The organism is Agriterribacter sp., from assembly GCF_035445465.1.
GTDB lineage: Bacteria > Bacteroidota > Bacteroidia > Chitinophagales > Chitinophagaceae > Agriterribacter.
In genome coordinates, this window is sequence record NZ_DAOMQT010000006.1 from 52020 (window position 1) to 68198 (window position 16179).

14 protein-coding genes are annotated in these 16179 nt (G+C 43.7%); 5 read left to right on the forward strand and 9 right to left on the reverse strand.

The features are described 5' to 3' along the window. The first annotated feature begins 131 nt into the window (after positions 1 to 131). From PLE34_RS05015 to PLE34_RS05025, 3 genes are all read left to right on the forward strand, one after another. Positions 132 to 1424 (forward strand): sugar MFS transporter, encoded by a 1293-nt coding sequence (locus PLE34_RS05015; RefSeq protein ID WP_324554690.1) that lies wholly within the window; start codon positions 132 to 134, stop codon positions 1422 to 1424. 161 nt (positions 1425 to 1585) lie between these two features. Next, positions 1586 to 3049, forward strand: coding sequence for a glycogen synthase (locus tag PLE34_RS05020; RefSeq protein ID WP_324554692.1), 1464 nt, complete (start codon positions 1586 to 1588; stop codon positions 3047 to 3049). Between the two features lie 38 nt (positions 3050 to 3087). After that, entirely contained in the window at positions 3088 to 4362 is a 1275-nt protein-coding gene (locus PLE34_RS05025; protein ID WP_324554693.1) for a glucose-1-phosphate adenylyltransferase, read from the forward strand. Positions 4363 to 4444: 82 nt separating this feature from the next. Here the strand turns inward: PLE34_RS05025 and proS are convergent, their stop codons facing one another. Next, the gene (gene proS / locus PLE34_RS05030; protein WP_324554694.1) at positions 4445 to 5923 is read right to left on the reverse strand and encodes a proline--tRNA ligase; all 1479 of its coding nucleotides are present in this window, start codon (positions 5921 to 5923) and stop codon (positions 4445 to 4447) included. 154 nt (positions 5924 to 6077) lie between these two features. On the opposite strand from proS, the gene PLE34_RS05035 reads away from it, so the two are divergent. Then, positions 6078 to 6953: a hypothetical protein gene (locus PLE34_RS05035; protein ID WP_324554695.1), complete on the forward strand. Its 876-nt coding sequence runs from the start codon at positions 6078 to 6080 to the stop codon at positions 6951 to 6953. 122 nt (positions 6954 to 7075) lie between these two features. Next, a complete protein-coding gene (locus PLE34_RS05040; RefSeq protein WP_324554696.1) occupies positions 7076 to 8662 on the forward strand; it encodes an OmpP1/FadL family transporter in 1587 nt (528 codons plus the stop codon). Positions 8663 to 8753: 91 nt separating this feature from the next. Here the strand turns inward: PLE34_RS05040 and PLE34_RS05045 are convergent, their stop codons facing one another. The 8 genes from PLE34_RS05045 to DarG form a co-directional block, all read right to left on the reverse strand. Continuing rightward, positions 8754 to 9341, reverse strand: coding sequence for a hypothetical protein (locus tag PLE34_RS05045; RefSeq protein ID WP_324554697.1), 588 nt, complete (start codon positions 9339 to 9341; stop codon positions 8754 to 8756). Positions 9342 to 9402: 61 nt separating this feature from the next. Beyond that, a complete protein-coding gene (locus tag PLE34_RS05050) occupies positions 9403 to 10440 on the reverse strand; it encodes a beta-ketoacyl synthase chain length factor (RefSeq protein WP_324554698.1) in 1038 nt (345 codons plus the stop codon). 181 nt (positions 10441 to 10621) lie between these two features. Beyond that, positions 10622 to 11809, reverse strand: a complete 1188-nt coding sequence (locus PLE34_RS05055; protein ID WP_324554699.1) for a beta-ketoacyl-[acyl-carrier-protein] synthase family protein — start codon at positions 11807 to 11809, stop codon at positions 10622 to 10624. Positions 11810 to 11819: 10 nt separating this feature from the next. Further along, on the reverse strand, positions 11820 to 12083 hold the full coding sequence (locus tag PLE34_RS05060; protein ID WP_324554700.1) for a phosphopantetheine-binding protein: 264 nt from the start codon (positions 12081 to 12083) through the stop codon (positions 11820 to 11822). A gap of 11 nt (positions 12084 to 12094) precedes the next feature. Continuing rightward, a complete protein-coding gene (locus tag PLE34_RS05065) occupies positions 12095 to 13375 on the reverse strand; it encodes an ABC transporter permease (RefSeq protein WP_324554701.1) in 1281 nt (426 codons plus the stop codon). A gap of 190 nt (positions 13376 to 13565) precedes the next feature. Further along, positions 13566 to 14309, reverse strand: coding sequence for an ABC transporter ATP-binding protein (locus PLE34_RS05070; protein WP_324554702.1), 744 nt, complete (start codon positions 14307 to 14309; stop codon positions 13566 to 13568). Between the two features lie 262 nt (positions 14310 to 14571). Further along, positions 14572 to 15591, reverse strand: a complete 1020-nt coding sequence (gene darH, locus PLE34_RS05075) for a BtrH-related acyltransferase DarH (RefSeq protein WP_324554703.1) — start codon at positions 15589 to 15591, stop codon at positions 14572 to 14574. Continuing rightward, on the reverse strand, positions 15575 to 15988 hold the full coding sequence (gene DarG, locus PLE34_RS05080) for a flexirubin biosynthesis protein DarG (protein WP_324554704.1): 414 nt from the start codon (positions 15986 to 15988) through the stop codon (positions 15575 to 15577). Before DarG ends, darH begins: the two co-directional genes overlap by 17 nt. Positions 15989 to 16179: the final 191 nt, after the last annotated feature.

A 16179-nucleotide genomic window follows, 5' to 3' on the forward strand; every position in this document is an offset into this window, starting at 1 on the left:
ACGTTGAGGTGGTAAATATAAGAACAGGTGGTGAAATTAAATCATAACAATCGTTTGCAGCAAAAAAAATCATAAATGGGGTTGCTATTCCCGATATGTTTGTTAAGTTCGGGAAATTTTAATCATCAAACATGTCAACAGCAATCACTCTTCAACCCGTTGCCCGTAAAAATTTTCTCTCCCCGATAGTTATCATTGGAGCATTGTTTTTTATTTTCGGATTTGTTACATGGGCCAACAGTACCCTTATACCTTACCTGGGCATTGCCTGTGAGCTTACTACTTCCGAGGCGGTGCTGGTAACCTTTGCCTTTTATATTTCTTACGCGGTAATGGCCTTTCCCTCTTCCTGGGTATTGAAAAAAACCGGGTTTAAAAACGGTATGATGGTAGGACTGCTGGTTATGGCGCTTGGCGCGCTAATGTTTATCCCGGCGGCAAACAGCCGTACATTCAGTGTTTTTTTGATAGCCCTGTTTGTTATAGGTACCGGGCTGGCTTTACTGCAAACCGCTTCCAATCCTTATATTACTATTCTCGGGCCTATTGAAAGCGCGGCAAAACGTATTAGTGTAATGGGTATTTGCAATAAAACGGCCGGCGCCCTGGCGCCTTTAATTCTCGGCGCCATTGTACTTAAAGATTCTTCCGCGCTGGAAGCGAAGCTGCTTACCATGGATGCCGCGCAAAGGGCCGCAGAACTGGATATGCTGGCTTCCCGTGTTATTATGCCTTATGTTGTAATTGCTGTTGTGCTGGTATTGCTGGGTATATTTATTTATTTCTCTCACCTGCCGGAAGTAAAGGCTGAAGGAGAGGAAAGCGGGGTAGCCCCGTCTGCTTCGTTTGTACAGCGTAAAAGTATTTTTGATTATCCTTACCTGTGGCTGGGTTTTATTTCTATCTTCCTGTATGTGGGCGTAGAAGTAATGGCCGGTGACATCATCCAGATATATGGCAGCTCCATTGGTATCAGTTTGGATGTGGCTAAACATTTTACTACTTATACTATGATCGGCATGCTGGTTGGGTATATTATCGGTATCGCTACCATACCCAAATACATTTCACAAAATGCGGCGCTGAAATTATCGGCCGCTCTTGGTTTGCTGTTTACGCTGGGCGCCATTTTCACTTCCGGGTATACCTCTGTTTTCTTCATTGCTTTACTGGGTTTGGCCAATGCGCTTATTTGGCCGGCTATTTGGCCTTTAGCCATTGACGGGTTGGGCAAATTCACTAAAACCGGTTCGGCCTTATTAATAGTGGGTATTGCGGGCGGCGCCATTCTTCCAAGAGTGTGGGCTTCCTTAGGTGAAAACATAGGGCTCCAGCAGGCATTCTGGATAATGGTTCCCTGCTATTTATTTATTTATTTTTTCGCTACATCAGGACATAAGATTGGCAGAACAAAAAAAGCATAAGGTTGATTTTAAAAACCTTTGCTGCATATACAACGATGCTCATGCCGCAACAGGCATGAGCATCGTTGTATACAAAATAATATTTTTTTCTTTTCACGCTTGTATAAATCAAAAACCTTCCTATATTCAATCAAAGAACCCGCTCACCGAATTTAAACAGGATGGAAATAATACACGTTAGTGCCGAATGTTATCCGGTTGCAAAGGCAGGGGGACTGGGAGATGTTGTTGGAGCCCTGCCCAAATACCAGAACGAACTGGGGCATATTGCCAAAGTGGTAATGCCTATGTATAAAACAAAGTTTTTGCTCGATAATGTTTGGGACGTTGTACATAAGGGCAGAACCAACATTGGCGATTACTGGTTTGATTATACTGTTATAAAAGAACAAACCAATAAGCTGGGGTTTGATTTGTACCTGGTAGATATCAACGGGTTGTTAGACAGGGAAAAGGTATATGGATACGATGATGATACAGAAAGATTCACCGGTTTTCAGGTAGCTGTTGTAGACTGGATCGCGGTATGGGCGCACCACCCCGATGTAATACATGTACATGACCATCACACCGGCTTAATTCCGTTTATCATTAAGCATTGTTATAAGTACCAGCATTTACACGAAATTCCTACTGTACTTACCATCCATAACGCGCAGTACCAGGGCATCATGGGATGGGATAAAAGCTATTTGCTTCCGCCATGGGATAGCTGGAAATGGGGAATGTTAGACTGGAAAAATAATATTAATCCCCTGGCTTCGGGTATAAAATGCGCATGGAAAGTTACTACGGTTAGTATGAGCTATTTAGAAGAGCTGCGCCAGTCTGCCAATGGGCTGGAAGCGCTGTTTGAATATGAAAGAGGAAAATGTACCGGCATTTTAAATGGCATAGATACGGAGGTATGGGATCCGGGAAAGGATACTTATCTTCAGGAGCATTTTTCAGTGGATACGGTTACGGCAGGTAAAGCGAAAAGTAAACGCAGGCTTTGTGAAACCTTTAATCTGGATATCAGTAAGCCCCTGATTGTTTTCATAGGAAGACTGGTAGGAGAGAAAGGCGCCGATATGCTGCCTGCGGCTATCAGCGACAGTTATTATTATATTGGCCGGAAAATGAATTTCCTCATATTGGGTAGTGGTTTTCCGGAAGTGGAAACGCAACTGGCTTCATTGCAAAAGCTGGCGCAAAAGGATTATAATGTGTATATCGGGTATAATGAATCATTAAGCCATCTCATGTATGCCGGGGCAGATTACTTGCTGATGCCTTCCAGGGTAGAGCCCTGCGGGCTGAACCAGATGTATGCCATGCGTTACGGAACCATACCCATGGTACGGCGAACAGGTGGCTTAAAGGATACCGTAATAGATTACGGCGAAAAGGATGGCTATGGTATCGTATATAACTGGGCCTCTGTTGGAGACATTACGCACAGTATATGGCGGGCTGTGGATTTATTTGAGGATAAAGAAAAAATAAGTGAGGTAAGAGAAAAAATGATGCGTCTTGATTTTAGCTGGCAGCATAGTGTTCAGCAGTATCTTACGCTGTACGGGTCATTGTTGCCTGAAAAAAAAGAAGCTCCAAAGGCAGCGGATGAACCGGCTAAAGAATAATTTAAAATTTATTTCTTTAATAATTAATTGTTTTGACTATGAAAAAGAGTGTGATTGCCATTATATTGGGCGGCGGTGCAGGAACCCGTCTTTCACCGCTTACCGCCACCCGCAGCAAACCCGCAGTACCTATTGCCGGAAAATACCGCCTGGTAGATATTCCTATATCTAATTGCCTGAACTCCGATATCGGCAGGATGTATGTGCTTACACAATTCAATTCTGCTTCACTCAACAAGCATATCAAAAACACCTATCATTTCAGTATTTTCAGTAAAGCTTTTGTGGATATCCTCGCTGCCGAACAAACCCCGGATAATCACGGCTGGTTCCAGGGAACGGCAGACGCCGTACGCCAGTCTCTCCGTCATTTGCAGCAGCAGGATTTTGATCATGTGCTTATTTTATCGGGCGACCAGTTGTACCAGATGGATTTCAGTGAAATGCTGCAAAGCCATATTGATAAGGAGGCGGATATTTCTATTGCTACCATCCCGGTTGGAGCAAGGGAAGCCCCGGAGTTTGGCATCCTTAAAGCAGATGATGAGCATTTCATAACTTCTTTTATTGAAAAGCCAAAGAAGGAATTATTACCGGAATGGACAAGCGATACCGGTGGTGAGATGCAGCAATCCGGGAGAATATACCTGGCATCCATGGGCATCTATATATTCAACCGCAAACTGTTGTTTGATATGTTGCTGGATGTGCACAAGGATGCTACTGATTTCGGCAAGGAAATAATACCGGATTCCATCAGTACGCATAAAGTAGTAAGCTACCAGTACGACGGCTATTGGACCGACATTGGAAATATCTATTCTTTTTTTGAAGCCAACCTGGAGCTCACAGAAGACATACCGCTTTTTAACCTGTTTGATAATTTAAAATCAGTATATACCCGCCCCCGCATGTTGCCTCCGGCTAAGATCAGCGGCACTACACTTGAAAAAACGCTGATAGCGGAAGGTTGTATCATCAATGCTTCGCGTATTGAAAATAGCGTTACGGGTATCCGTACCCGTATTGGTTACGGCTCTACCATCGTAAGTGCGTATATCATGGGTAGTGATTATTACGAAACGCTGGAAGAGATGAAGAGCGCTGCGCAACGCGGCCTGCCAAAAATGGGTATCGGGGAAAGATGCTATATCCGTAATGCTATTATAGATAAAAATTGCAGGATCGGCAATGATGTGCGTATCAACGGAGGAACCCATATGCCCGATTCCGATCATCCTTTATATACCGTAAAAGATGGCATTGTGGTGGTGAAAAAGGGCGCTATACTGCCTGATGGATTTGTGATATGATAGGTTTGTTTCAGGTTGCAGGTTTCAGGTTCCACATGTAACCTGCACCCTGCACCCTGCACCCTGTAACCTGATACCTCCCTTAATACGCCTGTGCAAATAAAACCCTTTTCTTACTGGGCTGCCCGGTTAATATGCATTTGCCTTCTTCCGCTTCCCCGTTTAAAGGAATACAGCGGATGGTGGCTTTGGTTTGCTCCTTGATTTTCTCTTCCGTTTCGTCCGTACCATCCCAGTGAGCCGATATGAACCCGCCCTTTTCATTAAGCAGCCGAACAAATTCGTCCCAGGTATTGGCAGGAGTAATATGCTCATCGCGGTATGCTTTTGCTTTATCAAACATATCCTGTTGTATTTGCTGCAGCAGGTTAATAATGCGCAGCGGCAAATCATCCATACCCACGCTTACTTTTTCTTTGGTATCCCTGCGGGCAATTTCTACTGTATTATTTTCAATATCCCTTGCGCCGATGGCGATGCGAACCGGCACCCCTTTTTTTTCATACTCGGCAAATTTCCAGCCCGGCCGGTTATTATCGTTATCATCATACTTTACTCTTATCCCGGCCAGCTTTAGCTCCTGCACAAGCGTTTTCACTTTTGCGTCTATTACCGCTTTTTGTTCCTCACCCTTATGAATAGGCACTATAACTACCTGGAAAGGTGCAATTTTGGGAGGTATAATTAGTCCGTCATCATCGCTGTGCGCCATTACCAGCGCGCCAATCAGGCGGGTGGAAACACCCCAGGATGTTGCCCACACATACTCCTGTTTATTTTCTTTGTTTAAGAACTGTACGTCAAAAGCTTTGGCGAAGTTTTGACCTAAAAAATGGGAAGTACCTGCCTGCAGGGCTTTGCCATCCTGCATCATCGCCTCAATGCAATAGGTGTCAATGGCGCCGGCAAATCTTTCGCTGGCTGTTTTTACCCCTTTTATCACCGGCAGCGCCATCCAGTTTTCTGCAAAGTCGGCATACACATCCAGCATGCGTGTCGTTTCTTCTATCGCTTCCTGTGCCGTGGCATGGGCGGTATGTCCCTCCTGCCATAAAAACTCCGTGGTACGCAGAAAAAGACGGGTCCGCATTTCCCATCGTACAACGTTTGCCCATTGGTTTATTAATAAAGGAAGATCACGGTAAGACTGGATCCATGTTTTATAAGTACTCCATATAATAGCCTCGCTTGTGGGGCGTACTACCAGCTCTTCTTCTAACTTCGCTTCCGGATCAACGATCAGCTTGCCTTTATTATCCGGGTCGGACTTCAGGCGGTAGTGGGTTACGATGGCACATTCTTTTGCAAAACCCTCCGCGTTTTTTTCTTCCGCCTCAAACAGGCTTTTGGGAACAAACAGCGGGAAATAAGCGTTCACATGCCCGGTATCTTTAAACATCCTGTCTAACTGGTCGCGCATGTTTTCCCATAATGTAAACCCGTAGGGCTTAATTACCATGCAGCCCCTTACGGCAGAATAATCTGCCAGTCCGCCTTTGATAACAAGATCATTATACCATTGTGCGTAATCCTGCAACCGGGAAGTAATTTCTTTGCTCATGATTTTTTTAATATGTTCTTGTTTTATGCACCCTGAAAGGCGTTAATTCACATAGGATATCTTTTAATATATACCCAACTATTTTGAATAGATTAACAGTGCGAATTGTCGCAAATGTAGTAACTTCATGGTGTAATTTTAAAACACTCTATGTATGAATAAGAGAATTTTACTTTTGGCGGCGGTGGCTGTAGGGCTTAGTAGCTGCTCCACCATGTATAAATCGGGCCAAACACCCGATGATGTGTATTATTCTCCTGCGCCACAGCAGCGTGTAGCCTACTCCAATAACGATGATGAATATTACGATGATAATGGCGGGCAGGATGAATACGTGAATGTGCAAACGGAACAGGACCGTTCCGCTTACAGCAGTGAAGACAATTATCTCCGTATGAAAGTAAGGAATCCCTCGCTTTGGTCGTCGTTAGATGATTATGGCTATTATGGCGGCGGTATGTATTCGCCATATTCATATGGCAGCAGGTTCGGAATGGGGTTTGGTTATAATCCTTATTCCTTCTATTCGCCTTATGCGTCCTCCTATTATGGAATGGGTATGGGCATGGGTTTTGGATGGGGAGGTTTGTATAACGGATTTTATAATCCTTATTCATTTTATAATCCTTATTATCCTTCTTATGGATACGGGCATTATTATCCCGGTTTAATTTCTACCAAGCCCGGTAATGTGAGGCCTGCGGGAACTTACGCACCCAGGAGAACAAACCTTGGCAGTTATGGCAACCGGAACAGTAATCCGGAATTAAATAACAGCAGGAATGCACCGGTAAGAGTATTCAGGAATAACGATAACAATTATATCAACCCCCGCAGCTCTTCTTCGGGTAACACCACCAGTCCGCGCCGTTCTGCAGACAGGAGCAGCGAAAGCCGGCCTGCCAGAACATTTGAACGCAGCAATAGCACACCTTCCGCACCAAGGGTTGCTCCCAGTTCAAATTCAGGCAGCAGAAGCAGCGGAGGTGGCAGCGCTCCTTCCCGTTCACCCGGCAGAGGGGGCAGATAATTGCCGGTATAGTGTGTAATAGTACAGTTTTACAATATTATTTTCTAAACCAAAAGAGCGGCTTTCCGCTCTTTTTAGTATAATAAAGTTGCAGATCCTTTGATTTTAAACCATTCAAAAATATGAGGAAACTAGTATTAACTTCAGGATTTATTCTTTCCATTACCATTTTATCAGCGCAGGAACCTTTAGACGCCATACGGTACTCCTGGCTTACGCCACAGGGAACGGCACGTGCGCAATCATTAGGGGGAGCTGTTAGCGCATTGGGCGGCGACATATCGGCGCTTTATACCAACCCCGCGGGGATCGGATTATATAAAACGAGCGAAATCGTGTTAACACCCGGCTTTACTTTTAGCAACAATAAAGCTACTTACAGGGGCGCTTCGGCAACCGACAGTAAAAGCAGCTTCAATTACGGACCTGTGGGTGTAGTTTGGGGCATTCCCTCTTATAAAGCAAACAGCAAATGGAAGAATATGAGCGTTGGGCTGGCTGTTAGCAAAGCAGCTAATTTTAATAATAGAGTGTATCTTAGCGGGGAGAATAATCAAAATTCATATTCGGAAAAATATATTGATCAGTTATATCGTGATAATAGAGCCGGCCCTAATGATATAGATGAAATGTTAAATGACCCTAATTATAGGTATGGTCCCGCCCTTGCATTTAATACTTATCTCATTGATACAATAACCGATATGAATGGCAATTTTGGATATTTCAGTAGTGCTTCAGATATATTAAGGACGGGAGGGCCTCTGGGGCAGCAACAGATTATATCAACAAAGGGAAGTATTTCAGATTTTAGTATAGGTGTTGGAGGAAATTATAACGATGTATTTTATATTGGAGGTTCACTCAATATTAACACGTTAAAATACGTACGTAACAGTAGTTTTAAGGAAATAGACACTAAGAGTGATCCTGGAAATTATTTTGATAGTTTTGTTGCAGACGATTATTTAAGAACAGATGGTACGGGAGCAAGCATTAAAATCGGTATCATATTTAAACCTGTTGAGGCATTGCGGGTAGGATTGAATTTTCATAGCCCTTCCTGGTATTCTTTTAAGGATACTTATTATGCTTCGCTTACTACTGATACTGAAGGTTACGCAGGCGTTAAGTCGCAGAGCTCGCTGGATCTGAATGACGGCTACGCGGGTGAATATACATACAGGTATAAAACCCCCATGCGTATAGGCGCAGGACTGGCCTATATTTTCGGAACCCAGGCGGATGTAAGTTCTCAAAAAGGATTTATCACTGCCGATATTGAATATGTGGATTATAAAGGGAATACATTTAATACACAGGATAATACGAGCGCAGGGGATAAAGAATATTTCAACAAACTAAATAAGGATATAGATAAGGTATTCAAATCTGCTATCAATTTTCGAATTGGTGGGGAATTGAAATTTGAAACGGTAATGGTTAGGGCCGGCTTCAACTATTATAGCAACCCCTATACCAGCAATTATTTTGACAACCAGCCCGGAGATATAACCAATGCAAGCCGTATGAATATCAGTGGCGGGCTGGGCTGGCGTAATAAAGGAATGTTTGTTGACCTGGCCTATATTCACCAGATCATTAAAGACGCGTATTATCCCTATCGTTTAGATGAAGGCGTATATAACGCTGCGAAGCTTAGCAATACCATTGGCAATATATTGCTCACGGTTGGGTTTAAGTTTTAAGATGAGAATTGGAATATTTTTGATATAAAAGATAAAGAGGTTGCCATGATTTTTGCAACCTCTTTATCTTCAGCATAATTTATCCGTACTATTATTTCTTAATAAACTTTCCCAGCGCTTTGCCAGCAGTAGCGTAGGTTTCTGAAAGCCTTTCACCGGTATCGAAATCATTTCCCCAATACGAATTGCCCGGAGCTTTATCAACAGATAGTTTAGCTATTACATTACTTTTATTGGCAGTTTCCACAATCAGCACTTCGCCATTGATAAAAGCGTTTTTACGGGTGATGCCAATATTAAATCCCGGCTCTATGAAAGTGGTATGGAATATAATCGTGTATTTGGCATTATTGTCTATGGTCAGATCACTGTATTTGGTAAGTAATTCGTCAAACTTAGGCTGAAATCTGTACTCCCGGTCATCCACCCATTTCTTTGCCCAGCTGTCTCCTCTTCCTGCTTCCTTATTATTGTATTCTTCTGTTTTTGCCTTAATGTAGTCGGCTTCTTTATCAAATTTACCTACACTTATATTATCATAGGTAAATTCGGTATTCACCGCTTTTTCATTTTTCAGGTCAGGTACCTTACCTTCCACTACGCGGATGCGCTGGGCGTATAGCTGGAGCGAAGCAAATGTTACTGCAAAAAGAAGGATGATTTTGGGGAGTGATTTCATACAAATGGCTATTTATTTGTTTAGTGATATGATTGCGATAATAAACGAAAGTACAGGGTTTTTATTTTTTGTGAGTAATAACAATGTGTATAAAACTGTGTTGCAATCCCCGGTAGCTGTTATAAATAATGATATTCCGCACAGCAGCGGCTGATCCTTGTTTTTTGATCATATGCGGGGGTAATGGCTGCGGGTAACAGGCCAGCCATAGTGCTACCGATGAAGCGGTAGGGTATTCGCCGCACATGTGTTTAAAACGGGCAACGGTAGTATGATCGTCAAACAGCGATTCGGCGGCAGTATAATATTTTAATAAACGGTTATCGCCATTTTCACCGGTGAGCAGCATATCTGCTTTCTGCCCGGGAGCAAAGTGCTGTTGCATGAATTGCCGGAGCGCATGCCTTACTTCTGTTTCATCTGTTGTATGAAGGGTTTGTATAGCGTTTATTTTTGCTAAGGCATTTTCAGCATCGTTATTAACTAAAAACATAACCGCGCCTTCTCCGGCAATAGTACCCTCAGATGACGTGGTATACAGCGCTTTATTAGAGATCTTTTCGTTTTTGTAACAGCCGTCTAAAAGATCAATATTATAATTGTAGTCGGAAATTTCATCCACTGCTCCCAGCAGGTAATGATTACCCGGGTTTTCCCTGATCATCAGCATGGCATCGAGCAATGCATTTTCAAATGCCAGCCCCCGGTGCACATGGGTAATGTTGTATCCCCTGTTTTTATCCAGCAATCCCATTTGCGCCGCAATGGCATTGGGGGTGCTTTGTACAAAATTTCCCGGGGTGAGCATCCCTTCGTCATAAGCTATGATCTGGTTAAGGAATTTAATGCAGTCTTCCATGCCCCCGTTGGCCGTGCCTATAATAATCCCGTCTGTTGATTGTTGTTTGATGATGGGTATTGCAGCGCCTATGCCCATTCTTACCGCTTTCCCCATCCTGCGTAAAATACCGGGCGGAATGCCATCATATACCGGTTCCTTTGCCTTTAATTTATTATCAGTGTTTTCCTGCAATGCTTCCACATCGGCATTTCTAAAAGTTTGCTGGGGCGATATGCAGGTATGGTGATGGATATACATGGGAAGTAAAGTTCGAATTAAAGAACCAAAAAACAAATCACAAGAAGCAAATAAAATTCAAATATTAAATCAAATCCGAAGCCTGAAATCCGAAATCCGAAACGAAAAATCCAGAACCCAAACGAATGTAACCATAAACCACAAATAACAAACTATAAACCCTAAACTCCCAATCCCTCTTCTATACTTTCGAAAAGATGAGCGAAGTGCAATTACCCCCGAAACCAAATGAATTAGACATCACATGCTGCAATGACATTTGCCTGTAATGGGTTTCAGGTTTTAGGCCTGTGGCTGCTATTGCATTGCTGAAATGCAAACCGGGATATATTTCCTGGTAGTAAAGGCTTAAAACACTAAATACTGCCTCCACAGCGCCTGCCGCTCCAAGCGTGTGACCTGTGTTGGCTTTGGTGGAAGCAAAGGGCGGAGGCGTACCAAATAAGCGCAGCATAGCCCGGCTTTCAACGGCGTCGTTATTTTCAGTAGCGGTACCGTGCGCATTGATAAAGCTGATGGCCGGCGCCGAAAGCCCGGCTTTTTCTAAAGCTTTTTGCATACACAAAAAAGGACCGTCTCCTTCGTCCGATAATGAGGAAGGATGAAACGCATCGTTGCTGTTGCCATAACCCGTTAATTCAGCGTATGTTTTTTTACCGGCAATATCTTCCTCTTTTTCCAATACCAGGAATGCAGCAGCTTCACCCAGGTTCAGCCCCTTCCTGTCCCTGTCGAACGGGGCGCATTTTTCAGGGGAAAGAATATGCAACGCGTTAAAGCCGTTGATCGTGAACTTAGCCAGGCTGTCGGTTCCGCCGGCGATCACGCACTTAGCCAAACCGTTTTTTAATAACCTTGCGCCATACATAATGGCATTAGAAGAAGAGGAACATGCGGTGTTGATGGTATTAATAATACCGCCCATCCGGTAACGCTTTTGCAGGTACAAATTAACGGAAGCGCAATCATAAGACGAAAGATACTCGGAGCCGTTCTCACTCCTGTTTGCATCATGGTATAGTTCATCCGTAAGGCACATGCCGCCTACCGTAGACCCGCCAATAAGCGCTGTATGCGGTGACGATAACTGTTGAGCCGAAAGACCCGCATCATCAGCCGCTTCTTTAAATGCATGTAAAGCCAGTGCGGAGCTGCGGGTAGTTCCTTTTTCATGGGCATGCAGCATATCTTTCAGCTCCTGGGTTCCCTTTTTTATTTCACCACAGGGTCTCAGCCCGGTATACTTTGTGTTAAATAATGTTAGCGTGGAAATGCCGCTTTGCTTCCTGATCAGCGCTTCCCGGTTTTTTTGTACAGCATCCCCAATAGCGCTGATCATTCCCATTCCTGTTACAAAGATCCTGCTCAATAGAAAATTTTTATTTTGTTTGGTGCAGGATAATATAGTCTGCCATGGTATTGATATCTACCAGTATTTTCCGGCCTTCCTTAGGGTCTTGTATGGTAATGCCGTATTCGCGCGACAGTAATACGATCAGTTCAATAGAGTCAATAGAATCAAGTCCGAGCCCTTCGCCAAATAAAGGCTCGTCATCTTTGATATCCGCTGGTTTTACGCTGGTAAGATTTAGAAATTGAATTATTTGTTCTTTGAGCTGTTGCTTTAATTGTTCCTTTTCCATTGATGAAATTTTCAGATCAGATTTTTACGTTTTAACCCGTAAAACGCAATTATTTGCAATAATAATGTAATAACCAATAAAGGTATAATATTCATCCCAATATCCCGTAGCCTGCCGCCCTCCAGGAACAGTCCATAATAGGCTTCAAGGCACCAGTGCAGCGGCGATAACCTCATGATAAGCTGGAAGGATGGTGGCATTACGAAGGAGGGTACTAATAGTCCGCCAATGGCAGCGAGCAATACAACAGATACTGCGCCAAAGCCGTTTGCCTGCTCCTGCGTGTTGGAAAAAACGCCAATGCAAATAGCGAAGCTCGCGGCGCACCAGCCGCAAATGAAGGTTACCAGCAATAAAGCGCCCTTGTCGGAGGGCAGGTTTAACGCGGGCAGGCCCATTTGCGGAAATAGCCATATGCCAATAGAAAAAATAACGGCTGCCTGCAACATCGTTACCGCCACGTAAGTAATTTGTTTTGAAATGATAGCTAACCCAAAATGAGTAGGCAAGGTGCGCAGCCGGATAATGCTGCCATTTAATTTTTCCCTTACCACGCTGCTACCGAGCGATATAACAATAAAGAACATGGCGAAGATCGTCCAGGCCGGAATATTGTGCTGCGTGGCATTGGGTATTTGACGGCTGTTGTTCTTTGAAACAGAAATTTCCGCTATGGGGGTTTGATTGGTAACGATCTGATCCTCTAAGGAAACGGGGATGTCTTCTTCATTTACGGCATGGTATACGTCTTTTACGATATATTTGGTTTGGATAAATTGCAGGGTGCTGCGCAGCATGCCGTCAATGCTTTTCCGAAAAGATTGCTGCAATACGGGATGATAATACAGTTGAACAGGGGCTGCCTCATGCGGGGTTTGCTGTACCGAATCTTGTGGCGGTGCTATATTTTTTAAAGCTTCCGACGCTATATTTTTTGCTTTTTTTAAAACATCCTCTGAATAATTACCGGGGATAACAATGGCAACTAACGCGTTTTTGGTATTAATACGGTCTTTAAGCGCTTCTTCATTTTGAATATCCTCTACCTTTTTTATATCAAACATGCCCACTTTGGCTAATGCTGTTTCCAGTTCTCTGGCCGGTTCGCTGGTATCTTTATTAAAAAGGAGAATAGGTATTTTATTTTCATTGACCAGCTCAAAAGTGCTGTTTTGTACCGATGCTATTACAATGGCCAATACAATGGGCATCAGGAACATCAGGGTCAGTCCCATTTTGTCGCGGGTTAAAATCCTGCAATCCTTTATTATCGTTGACCAGAGCTTAAACAAAAGAATTTGAAATTTGAGATTTCAGATTTGAGATTATGCGGTTTATAGAGCGCTTATTAAAATCAGGCTTTGCTTCATTTTTATATTTCATAATGGATAACCTCTTCAGCATACTTCTCTTTTATTTATAATAACCACTTTTCAATTTGTTAATGATCTATAAGCCAGCCGCATTTCAAATTTAAAATCTTTAATCTCTATATTCCCTTCCCGTAAGGTTGAGGAACAATCCTTCCAGCCCATCCTGCTGATGTTCTTTTAATAATTGGTTTAGCGTATTACTAGCGATTATTCTTCCTTCATCTATCATTGCTACTTTATTACACAGGTCTTCCGCCTCTTTCAACTGGTGCGATGTATATACTAGTGTAGTGCCCTTTTCGTTCAGTTCTTTCAGATAACGAATAATGGCATGCCGCGTTTGCACATCCACACCCACCGTTGGCTCATCTAAGAATAATACAGGGGGCTCGTGCATAACCGCAATGGCAAGGTTTACCCTGCGTTTCATGCCGCCCGAAAATTTGTTTACCGGCTTGTTCCGTACATCCTGCAATTGCATAATGTTCAGCAGGTCATTTATTCTTTGCCCGATCTGCTGTTTGGTTAATCCTGCCCAGGCGCCGAAAAATTCCATATTCTCTGCCGGGCTCAGCTCATGATAAAAAGAGAAGTCCTGCGGCACAAAGCCAAATAAGGTATTAACGCGTTTTTTATTGTTCTTTACTTCATGTCCCATCAGTTGAACAGATCCTGTTGTATAGGGCAACAGTCCGGTCATCAGGTTCATTAAAGTGGTTTTACCTGCCCCGTTGGGTCCAAAAATGCCAAAACGGTCGCCCTTTTCCACCTGCATACTGAATTGCCTTATTGCCTTATGGGTATTGCCTTTGTATGCAAAGCTCAGGTTTTCTATATGGATGGCGGAGGGCATGGTTGAGGTATGGGGTATCAGGTATGGGATGTGAGGTATAGGGTATAGGGTATGAGGTGTAAGGTATAAGGTGTAAGGTATAAGGTGTGAAAGACTTTTGTTCGGCGATAGCGGTATGGTGCATGGTATAAACTTGTCCTGCACCCTGTGCCCAGCAACCAGTACCCTGCAACTTGTAACTTGTACCCTGTACCCTGCAACTTGTAACTTGTACCCTGCACCCTGCACCCTGTACCCTGTAACTTGCACCCTGTATGCTCCATTAACGTAATTTTTTTAGTGTGGCAGCCAAATCATTGAACGCCTCTTTTTCAAGCGCTGCTATTTCCAACAGGTGATCGCCCATTATATTGTAGTCGTGCTGTTCCGTAAGCCGGCCTTTATAAATGCCCGATGCCTGTATAGCCGCATCTCTCCACAGGTCGCCGGCTTTGGTAAACTGTTTTGATATATCCATCAATTCATCAACAGGGAAATAGGCATGCGCCTGCTGTAAAAACGCCGCATAAATAAAACGAAAGCCGCCGCCGCCTGTACCAATTTCTTCCTGCATCCGCACCAGTTGCGCCAGGTAGCTGCGCGATCTTTCCAGCCCCAGTGTATCACGCCATTTTTTTATTTTTTTGGCGGTATAGCGTATGCCGCTGATGCCGGCAATATTACCGGGTGCATATAGCATATGGCGTACATTTCTTTTGATGCCGGTAATAATCGCGTGTTTCATTTGCTCCTGCGTTACTGCTCCTGTTTTTTGTGGAAAATACAGTTGCCCGCGGGGAGCAAGCGGACCCCTGGCAAACCTAACCCGCTCCAGCTCATAGCTGTTCATGGTGGTGATGGTTTCCATAATGGGATCGCTGATGAGATAGTTGTCTCCTTCCTTTCCCACTACAATTAAGTTATGCGCGTTAAAATGGAAGCGGTATTCTTTTGGAAAATAAGGAAGATAAAAAACACCCACCTGGCAGGCAGCAGGGTGACCTTCCGCCAGCCGGTTGTCCAATGCCTGTTTCGCGTTTTCTTTAGAAGAGAATTTTTTACGCAGTATAGGAATTGCCAGCGATTTACAGGTACGCTTAAAGATCATACCCGGCATGGTACGAAAGGAAATGGCAGGGCCGTCATTTACTTTCATGAAAGGGATATAAATAAAGAACAGCCCCGAACCGATGCCAAAAGCTAAAGGTTCCGTTATCTGATGTACCCCGTAATGCTGCAGCAGGCTCGTTGTTACCCCATTTTCGCAATGCGCCGCCTGCAGGTGCTTATACTCCGGTTTCATTCCAGTTCACATTTTTTAATGCTTCAACCGTTACGTCAAAAGCGGTTGCGTATCGCTGCAATTTTTTAGCTGATAGTTTTTCAAAAACGCTGGGTTTTAAATGACGCTTTACCTGCCATTTCCAAAAACCGGTATAGGCCGACAGGATCTCTATATCCATCAGCTTTAGTTCCATGAAATATAACAGCGGGCTGGCTTCCTTATTCAGCACTTTTTGCCTGGCGCCGGCTACCTTTTTTTCAATGTCGCTCCAGGCAACATCTAATGCCTTTATTTTTACATCCCAGCCGGCACTCAGTTCTGTTACATACTTCCCATTTTCATCAACTGCATACGAAACTTCTTTCGTTACATTTTGCAAAGCACTGGGATCCTGGGGTATGTCTTCTTTTTTCATTGAGCAATTATTTTGCAATGCGAATTGTCCCGTGTCAGGTTTGGGCTATCAGCGATCAGCCTTCAGCCATTGGCAATCAGCCACGTCTCACGTCTCTCTTTTCACCTTTTCATCCCATCGTGAAACGATAAACCCGCACCCTGTAACCTGCAACTTGTAACTATCCCGATATGCTATTAGCCTCCCGCATT

Coding starts and splice junctions, on each gene's coding strand:
- PLE34_RS05015 (WP_324554690.1), top strand. CDS start 132: ATGTCAACAGCAATCACTCTTCAACCCGTTGCCCGTAAAAATTTTCTC.
- PLE34_RS05020 (WP_324554692.1), top strand. CDS start 1,586: ATGGAAATAATACACGTTAGTGCCGAATGTTATCCGGTTGCAAAGGCA.
- PLE34_RS05025 (WP_324554693.1), top strand. CDS start 3,088: ATGAAAAAGAGTGTGATTGCCATTATATTGGGCGGCGGTGCAGGAACC.
- proS (WP_324554694.1), bottom strand. CDS start 5,923: ATGAGCAAAGAAATTACTTCCCGGTTGCAGGATTACGCACAATGGTAT.
- PLE34_RS05035 (WP_324554695.1), top strand. CDS start 6,078: ATGAATAAGAGAATTTTACTTTTGGCGGCGGTGGCTGTAGGGCTTAGT.
- PLE34_RS05040 (WP_324554696.1), top strand. CDS start 7,076: ATGAGGAAACTAGTATTAACTTCAGGATTTATTCTTTCCATTACCATT.
- PLE34_RS05045 (WP_324554697.1), bottom strand. CDS start 9,341: ATGAAATCACTCCCCAAAATCATCCTTCTTTTTGCAGTAACATTTGCT.
- PLE34_RS05050 (WP_324554698.1), bottom strand. CDS start 10,440: ATGTATATCCATCACCATACCTGCATATCGCCCCAGCAAACTTTTAGA.
- PLE34_RS05060 (WP_324554700.1), bottom strand. CDS start 12,083: ATGGAAAAGGAACAATTAAAGCAACAGCTCAAAGAACAAATAATTCAA.
- PLE34_RS05070 (WP_324554702.1), bottom strand. CDS start 14,309: ATGCCCTCCGCCATCCATATAGAAAACCTGAGCTTTGCATACAAAGGC.
- darH (WP_324554703.1), bottom strand. CDS start 15,591: ATGAAACCGGAGTATAAGCACCTGCAGGCGGCGCATTGCGAAAATGGG.
- DarG (WP_324554704.1), bottom strand. CDS start 15,988: ATGAAAAAAGAAGACATACCCCAGGATCCCAGTGCTTTGCAAAATGTA.